7 protein-coding genes and 1 pseudogene are annotated in these 7,936 nt (G+C 72.6%); 1 reads left to right on the top strand and 7 read right to left on the bottom strand.

Features of this window, described 5'->3' with window-relative positions:
- Nucleotides 1-105 (top strand): annotated as a pseudogene (locus ACWDUZ_RS38210) (transposase); the annotation flags it as partial.
- 104 nt (nucleotides 106-209) lie between these two features.
- On the opposite strand, the gene ACWDUZ_RS38205 reads toward ACWDUZ_RS38210, so the two are convergent.
- The 7 genes from ACWDUZ_RS38205 to ACWDUZ_RS38175 form a co-directional block, all read right to left on the bottom strand.
- Complete coding sequence (locus ACWDUZ_RS38205; RefSeq protein WP_451636433.1) at nucleotides 210-479, bottom strand: barstar family protein; 270 nt, start codon at nucleotides 477-479, stop codon at nucleotides 210-212.
- A gap of 192 nt (nucleotides 480-671) precedes the next feature.
- On the bottom strand, nucleotides 672-1,214 hold the full coding sequence (locus tag ACWDUZ_RS38200) for a DUF4262 domain-containing protein (protein ID WP_451636432.1): 543 nt from the start codon (nucleotides 1,212-1,214) through the stop codon (nucleotides 672-674).
- Between the two features lie 157 nt (nucleotides 1,215-1,371).
- Complete coding sequence (gene moeZ / locus ACWDUZ_RS38195; protein ID WP_358867004.1) at nucleotides 1,372-2,550, bottom strand: adenylyltransferase/sulfurtransferase MoeZ; 1,179 nt, start codon at nucleotides 2,548-2,550, stop codon at nucleotides 1,372-1,374.
- 63 nt (nucleotides 2,551-2,613) lie between these two features.
- Nucleotides 2,614-3,360 (bottom strand): spherulation-specific family 4 protein, encoded by a 747-nt coding sequence (locus tag ACWDUZ_RS38190; protein WP_451636431.1) that lies wholly within the window; start codon nucleotides 3,358-3,360, stop codon nucleotides 2,614-2,616.
- Nucleotides 3,348-4,310, bottom strand: a complete 963-nt coding sequence (locus ACWDUZ_RS38185; RefSeq protein ID WP_451636430.1) for an NAD-dependent epimerase/dehydratase family protein — start codon at nucleotides 4,308-4,310, stop codon at nucleotides 3,348-3,350. Before ACWDUZ_RS38185 ends, ACWDUZ_RS38190 begins: the two co-directional genes overlap by 13 nt.
- Nucleotides 4,311-4,602: 292 nt before the next feature.
- Entirely contained in the window at nucleotides 4,603-6,027 is a 1,425-nt protein-coding gene (locus ACWDUZ_RS38180; protein WP_451636429.1) for a hypothetical protein, read from the bottom strand.
- Entirely contained in the window at nucleotides 6,024-7,805 is a 1,782-nt protein-coding gene (locus ACWDUZ_RS38175; protein WP_451636428.1) for a DUF3492 domain-containing protein, read from the bottom strand. Before ACWDUZ_RS38175 ends, ACWDUZ_RS38180 begins: the two co-directional genes overlap by 4 nt.
- Nucleotides 7,806-7,936: the final 131 nt, after the last annotated feature.

The raw sequence follows: 7,936 nt of genomic DNA, 5'->3' as shown, positions 1-7,936 counted from the left end.
GGACACCCGAGCGGGCACCGTCCGAACTCGCCGTCCCCAAGCTCCGGTCCCGGCAGTTACTTCCCGCACTGGCTGCTGGAACGCCGTCGGCGGGCCGAGCAGGCCGCCGCAAGGGACGATGAGCCCGGCCCACCAAGGCGTGCCCGCATCTTCTAAGCGCCGGTCCCAGAGCGTCGTGATCTACCGATGGATGAGTACATTGCTCATCGCTAGGCGTACTCAGCCAGGAACTCCGGGCGGTACGTGGCTTGGTAGTCGTCGAGCGCCCGCCGAAGCATCGCGGCCCCGCGGGGAACGCCGGCCGCGAGTTGATCCCAGCCAAGGAAGCACATGTGTCCTGGGATCCAGACCAGGCCAGTGATTGCGTCCCAGAAGGCATCCCAGTTCATGCCGTAGTAGTCCGGGAAGCCCAGCTCCCGTTTCAGAAGCAGGTGCAGGGCGCGCTCGTCGGTCACTTCGCTGACGTCAATGGCGATCACGGCGACATGCTCGCATGCGGTCGCGGGGTTCTGGCATCCACGAGTGACATCAAGGGCAGCGGACGGCGGCGACAACCAGCAGCCGTGTGCGGCAGCAGTGCACGAGGAGGGCCCCAGTCGGACCGGGTGGAGAACGAACTCCTAAAGCGGTCCTCGCCACCAGGCCGCCCCGCCCAAGATCGAACGTCGGCCTCAGCCGAGATCAGCCCACGGTCCGCTGGTTCCCTCCTTCGGGACCCACAGCAAAGGCTGGCTCGCGCGGCAGTATTCCTCGGCCTGGTCGTCCCAGGGGAAGCGGCCTTCCTTGTCCGGCCAGAACAGTTGGATGACGGGAAGCGGAGGGGCCTGGTAGTAGTCGATCCCGGCACCGAAGAAGTCCCGGTACCAACTCGGGTGGACTGGCCGGACGGTCACCGGGTAGCCCTTCAGGATGTCGTCACGCACCTGGTCGGCTTCCAGTGGGTGACCGTTACGGATCTCTCCGCCTGCAACGTTGAGGATGGGCATCATCGTCTCCACCCGCAGGCCGAAGATGCAGACTTCAGGGCTGCGCAGGGTGTGCCACAGGCCGATCGAGTAGGCCCAGTCCGCCGGCGCATCGCCCCCGGCGCCGACACCCATCACGTGCCAGCCGAACTCGGAAACGCTTGCGGCTATGCGGCCATCACGTTCTTCCCAGGCCGGGCCATCCCGAGGAGGGGCACACAGGAGGCAGAAGCAACAGGAGTCGTCCACCCGAGGAGGGTACGACGCCTGCAATCACGCTGACGCCGGGCCGTCTCCGGGCCGTGCGAGGTCACCCGACGCCGACCAGCAACGACAGAAGCCCACGGCATCTGAGCTGGTCAGGGCCGTGGGCTTCTTCAGTCCCGCTGGTCAGCGAGACCGCTGTTTAATACACCGGCTTGTGCGGTTCGATCTGGTTGACCCAGCCGATGACGCCGCCGCCGACGTGGACAGCGTCGGCGAAGCCCGCGGACTTCAGTACGGCGAGGACTTCCGCACTGCGGACACCCGTCTTGCAGTTCAAGACGATCTTCTTGTCCTGCGGGAGGCTCTCCAGGGCGGTGCCCATGAGGAACTCGTTCTTCGGGATGAGACGAGCGCCCGGGATGGAGACGATCTCGAACTCGTTCGGCTCGCGGACGTCGATGAGCTCGATGTTCTCGCCGTCGTCGATCCACTCCTTGAGCTGCTTGGGAGTGATCGTGGAGTCGGCGGCCGCCGCCTGGGCCTCCTCGGAGACGACGCCGCAGAAGGCCTCGTAGTCGATGAGCTCGGTGACGGTCGGGTTCTCACCGCAGACCGCGCAGTTGGGGTCCTTGCGGACCTTGACCTGGCGGTACTGCATCTCCAGGGCGTCGTAGATCATCAGGCGGCCGACCAGCGGCTCGCCGATGCCCGCCAGGAGCTTGATGGCCTCGTTGACCTGGATGGACCCGATGGACGAGCACAGCACACCCAGGACGCCGCCCTCGGCGCAGGAGGGAACCATGCCTGGGGGCGGGGGCTCGGGGTAGAGGCAGCGGTAGCAGGGGCCGTGCTCCGACCAGAAGACGGAGGCCTGACCGTCGAAGCGGTAGATCGAACCCCAGACGTACGGCTTGTTCAGCAGCACGCACGCGTCGTTGACCAGGTAACGGGTCGCGAAGTTGTCCGTGCCGTCGATGATCAGGTCGTACTGGCTGAAGATGTCCATCACGTTGTCGGCCTCGAGCCGCTCCTCGTGAAGGACGACGTTCACGTACGGGTTGATGCCCTGGATGGTGTCGCGCGCGGACTCGGCCTTGGAGCGGCCGATGTCGGACTGGCTGTGGATGATCTGACGCTGCAGGTTCGACTCGTCGACCTCGTCGAACTCCACGATGCCGAGCGTGCCGACGCCCGCCGCGGCCAGGTACATCAGCGCCGGCGAGCCCAGGCCACCGGCGCCCACACAGAGCACCTTGGCGTTCTTCAGCCGCTTCTGCCCGTCCATCCCCACGTCCGGGATGATCAGGTGGCGGGAGTACCTGCGGACCTCGTCTACGGTGAGCTCATCAGCTGGCTCGACCAGGGGTGGCAGCGACACGGGGACTCCGTTGGTCGGTCTATCACTACGGTTGTTCTCCTGGTAACACTGCCACGGCCTTCTTCATTCCGAGACACCTGGTCCGACACGCGAGACGATTTCGTCCCAGTAGCCGGGCAGGCTCTCCCACGCGTCGCTCCGGCCACCGCGGTCCGTGCGGTCGGTGAGCCAGATCGTCGCCGCACCCTGCCAGCGGGCGATGCGCAGCGCCTCCTCCAGATGACCGCGCGGCACACCGTGCACGAAGTGGCAGAACCGCTCGGGCGGATAGTCCGCGGTCCACTCCGGCGCCTGCGAGAAGCGGTAGTCGCTCCAGGCCCCGCTGAACGTCACCAACTGGTCGGCGTTCTCGGCGTAGCCGGGATGCGGATGGGCGCCGTGACCGAGGACGATGTGGGCATTGTCACTCAGCGTCCGGAGCGAGGTGACCGTGCGACGGGTCTCGGGCAGCCCGGTGCGGTCGACGGGGCACCGGTCCAGGAGGAAGCCGTCGGCCCGGTACCACTCCAGGTAGCGGTGGGCGTCGGCGATCACGTCGATCCGCGACCGCACACCGTAGGCGCCGTCGATGCGGCCGAGGACCCGGACGCCCGCGTTGTGCAGGCGTCCGACCACGTCCAGGCAGTGCGGGTCCGGCTGGACGCCGGGGCCGTCGGCGACGTCGAGGACGACCCAGTGCAGGGGCGTGCCCGGCCGGGTGAGCGTGTTCCACTCGGCCGGGGCGAGCAGGGGGTGGGCACAGCCGGGGGCGCCGAGGCCGGTGCGGACGCCGGTGCCCGAGGGCTGGGGAGTGCTGGTCAGATACGGCATGCCGCTTCCATCCAGATGTCGGCGAGGGACTCTTCGAGGCTGATCCGGGGCCGCCAGCCGAGCCGGTCCCGGGCGGTGCGCACATCGGCCTGCTGCCAGCTGCCGCAACCGTCGGGGTACGGGTACGCGGCCGGGGAAGGGTGCTCCGGGTCGGTGCGGGGGTGCCCGATCGAGGACCTGAGGTGGCTGCCGTGCGGGGCGTCGAGTTCATGGAGCGCGCCGCCGTATCCGGCCACGCGGGCGAGGACCGAGGCGGCGTCGCGCAGCCGGACGGCGCGCCCCGAACCGATGTTGATGACGCCCTGAGCGGCCGAGAGCGAGGCGGCGTGCACGGCACGGGCCACGTCGCGTACGTCGACGAAGTCGCGCTGGGTGCCCAGCCCGCCCAGCTTGAGGTCCCCGTCGCCGGACTGCATGGCGCGGCGCATCGCCTCGGCGAGCCGGCCGAGCGGAGAGCCGGCCGGGGTGCCGGGCCCGGCGGGTGAGAACACACGGAGCACGACGGCGTCGAGGCCCGAGCCGAGGACCAGTTCGGTGGCGGCGAGTTTGCTGACCCCGTAAGGGCCTCCGGGGCGCGGCACGGCGTCCTCGGCGGTGGAGGAACCGGGCTGGCTGGGGCCGTACTCGGCGCTGCAGCCGATCTGCACCAGGCGGGCGCCGCAGCCGCTGCGTCGCAGGGCTTCGCAGACGGTGGCGACGGCGACGGTGTTGTGCCGGGTGAGTTCGCGGGCGCCGCCACGGGTGGCGCCGGCGCAGTTGATGACGACCCCCGGGTGCACCGCGTCCAGGAAGCGGGTGAGGGCGCCGGGGCTGCCCGTGGCGAGGTCGAAGCGGACGTCGGCGTCGTCGCCGCGGCCGAGGGCGGTGAGCTGGACGGCCGGGTCGGCGAGCAGGCGGTCGGCGACGAAGCGGCCGAGGTATCCGTTGGCTCCGATCAGCAGAACCCTCATCGGGCGGCTCCCGGGGTGTGCGCTCCGGTGGCTCCGGATGCTCCGGACGCTCCGGATCGGGCGGTGGTCATGTGGTGTTCTCCTTCAACAGGGTGGTGCGTTCGGCTCCGGCTGTGCGGCCGGACGCCCGTGGCCGGCAGGCCGGCTGCCTGCGGCTCCGACCTGGTGCGATCGCGTCCTGCGGTACGTCGGTGTGGGTGCGTGCCGCACCGCGCGGCGCCCGTGACGCCCCGGTTCCGGCCGGAGGCGGGCCACGGGCGGGCGGGGCTGTGCGGGGTCGGCCTGGTGTACGTCACGGCTGTCCCTCCGTTCGGGCGTGCGCCGAGGCCCTGCTGAGGGTCCGGGTCGCGTGGACCAGGAGGGCGAGGGCCGCGGTGCCGCACGCGAGGGCGGGGACGCAGCCCGGGCCCCAGGCGGCGACCAGGCTGTCGACCGGGGTGGCGAGGGGCCCGCAGCCGGGAAGGCGGGCGGCGAAGACGCTCGCCTGGGCGACCGCCTCGACCGTGGCCGCTGCCCGCAGGGCCACGGCCGGGGCATGGGTGAAGCCGTGCATGGTGAGGAGGCGGGCGAGCAGCAGCAGCGCGCCGAGCGTCAGGGCCTGGGCCGGGCCGGCGGCCTGGTGCAGGACGGTGCCGCAGACGGCGAGCAGGGCGGCCAGGGCTCCCAGGAACAGTCCGAACGCGGCCAGGAGCAGGGGGCGCACGGACGCGGCGAACTCCTCCAGACCGCGGCTGACCGCCAGTCGGCGCCGGGCGCGTACGGCGAAGAGGTGTGCTGCCCAGGCCGCCGGGGCGCAGCCGAGCGCGAGGGCCAGGACGGGAGCGACGGCAACGGGCCAGGGGCCGGTCGCGGTGCCGTCGGGAAGTCCGTCGGGGCCGCCGGTGACGGCCGCGCCGAGCAGGCCGTCACCGAGGACGGCGTAGGCGATCAGCCAGTACGTCCAGGCGCGTGTCCCGGGTGCGGAGGTGCCGGCCGGCGTGTGGCCGAGCGTGCTCAGGGGGCCGCGATGGAGCAGGGCGCGTACGCCCAGGGCCACGGCGAGGACTCCGGCCACGGCCACCGCCAGGCGTGTCCGCCCCTCGGTCAGGCGCAGCCCGGCCACCGCTGCCGCGCACAGGGCGCCGGGCAGCAGGCTGAGCACGACCCGGTCGACCGCCATCCCGGGTACGTCGGCGGCTGCGGGGGCCGTCGAGGTCTCCGGGGCGCGGGAGACGCGGGCGTACATCTCCTCGGCCAGCGAGAAGACGTCACGGTGACGGAAGCGGGCGGCGGTGCGGTCGGTGACGCCGTGCGCCTCCAGACCGGCCGCGATCTCCAGCGGGTCGACGGCCCGTTCGCACAGGTCGCGGTGACGGTGCATCAGCGCCTTGACGGGATCGACGGCACCGCGCCGGACGGCACCGGACACCCGCCGCTCGGAGGCGGCCCCGGAGTCGGGCGACGCACCACCGGCAGGAGCGCCGGCCGTCGTACCGGCACTCGCGCCGGCGCCGGAGCGCGGCGGCTCCCCGAGGCCGGAGGCCCAGTCCGGGCCGGCAGTGGATCGCGGGTGCGGGCCGGAGGTGGAGTCCGGGTCCGGGCCGACGGCCGGGACGGGGCGATCCCGCTCACCGGGGCCGGCTTCCGGGTGCGACCGCTCGGTGTGGTCGGGCGCCGCGCGGCGTGGCTTCGGGGTGGCCGGGGTGACCGGGCGGCCGGGTTCTCCGGGAGGGGTCATCGGGCGGCCTCCGTGCTGGGCGTCGGGGCCGCGGGCCGGACGGAGGCGCTGTTCGCCCAGGCGGGGCCGGAGCGGTGTGCTGCCGAGCCGGTCGAGGCCTCCGCGGCAGTGGGGGCTGCTGGATCAGCGGGGTGCGCCGGGGCCGCCGGGCCGGTCCAGTGGCCGGGGACGTGGGCCTCGGCCGGGGAGGCGAACGGGAGGGGATCGCCGGACTTGTTCAGGACGACGCGTCGGACCGGGCAGCGCGAGACGATCTCGAGGTAGATGCCGTGGAACGCCGCGATGTTCTGCTCGACGGTGAACAGTTCGAGGGCGCGGGCGCGCGCGGCGGCGCCCAGGCGTGCGCGGCGTTCCGGGTCGCGCAGCAGCGTCACGCACGCCTCGGCGAGCGCCCGCGGATTGCGCGGGGGCACCACCAGCCCCGTACCGCCGATGACCTCGACGACCGCGCCGACGTCCGTGGAGACGGTCGCACAGCCGCAGAACATGGCCTCGACCAGACCGACCGGGAAGCCTTCGACGACGCTCGACAGAACGGTCACGGCGCCCGAGGCGTACGCGTCGGCGAGGGTCGGGGCCTCGGGCGCGCCGATCTCCTCGAAGGACACCGGGTTGTCGCCCACGGTGTGCGGCCCTTCGGCCTCGTCGGGGAACAACTGGGCGGCCAGCGCCTTGCAGTGGCCCAAATATGCCACCCCGTCGGGACCGGACGCCCCGCCCACGATGCGCAGCCGGGCCTTCGGTTCGGCCCTGCGGACCTCGGCGAAGGCGTGCAGCAACGACACCAGGTCCTTGGCCGGGTCGACCCGGCCGACCCACACCAGCGTGCCCGCGTCGACGGCCTCCGGTGCCTCGCCGACCTCGGCGAACGCGGCGGCGTCCATGCCGGGATGGACGGTGCGCAGCCTGGCGCGGTCGGCGCCGCAGCGCTCCTGCCAGCGGCGGGTGTGGGCGTTTCCGTGGGTGATGACGGCGGCCTGCCGGTAGACCTCGGTGGCGAGCCTGCCGTGGAAGGCGGCGAGCAGCGCCCGCACGGCCGGAGCGGTCCCGTCGGCTCCGGTGGCCAGGTAGTGCGAGCGCAGGGGCACGCCGTACTCGGTGACCAGCAGCGGGACGTCGCAGAAGTGACGGGCGAGCAGACCCGGCAGGGCCGCGGTGCCGCCGGCCGCGGCGTGGCAGAGGTCGGCGGCGCCGAGACCGTCGTCGTCGTACCAGTCGAGCGCGAGGGGGCGCAGGGCGTGCTCCAGGTGCGCGGCGACCGTGAGCAGATCGGGTACGCGTGCCGCGCGCGCCTCGCGCATGGCGCCGGGCGCGCGACAGGCGCTCTCCAACGCCCGGACGGCGGTCTCCGAGTGCAGTGCGCCCACGAGGCCGCCCTCGTCCCGGGCCAGCTCCGCGAGGCCGTACAGCGCACTGGCGAAACGGTCCGCCTCACCGGCGGCGTCGCCCTCCGCGCCGCCTTCCGTGCCGCCGGTTTCGGCGCCGGCCGCCCCGGACAGGACCGCCGCCAACTCCCCGTAGCACTCGGTGAACCGCCGGCGCGCACGGCGCCCGTACCGCACGCCGTCGTCCTCCGCCGTCCACAGGGGTGCCGTGCGGACCCTGCCGACCTGCCGAGGCAGCGGGACCCAGCCCTCGTCCTCCTGCTGCCGGGTGCGGCTGAGTGCGTAGAGGTCGAAGTCGTGCTGTCCGAGCCCGCGCACGAGCCGTTCGCACCAGAGTCCGGCGTCACCGCTCACATACGGATAGCCACCCTCCGTAATCAGCCCGATGCGCACGCGCGCACCCCCGATCTCTTCCGTCTCCGCCGTACGGGGAGCCGCCGTCGCATCGGCGGCTCACAACGGGACGAACGTATGCGGACATGCCGGTGGCGGGGGGGGGGGTGGGGGGGTGCGTGGCCGCCCCC

It is taken from the genome of Streptomyces sp. NPDC003393 (assembly GCF_053589015.1).
Note: the sequence above shows the minus strand (reverse complement) of the source record. Positions and strands in the feature narration are given on the sequence as shown.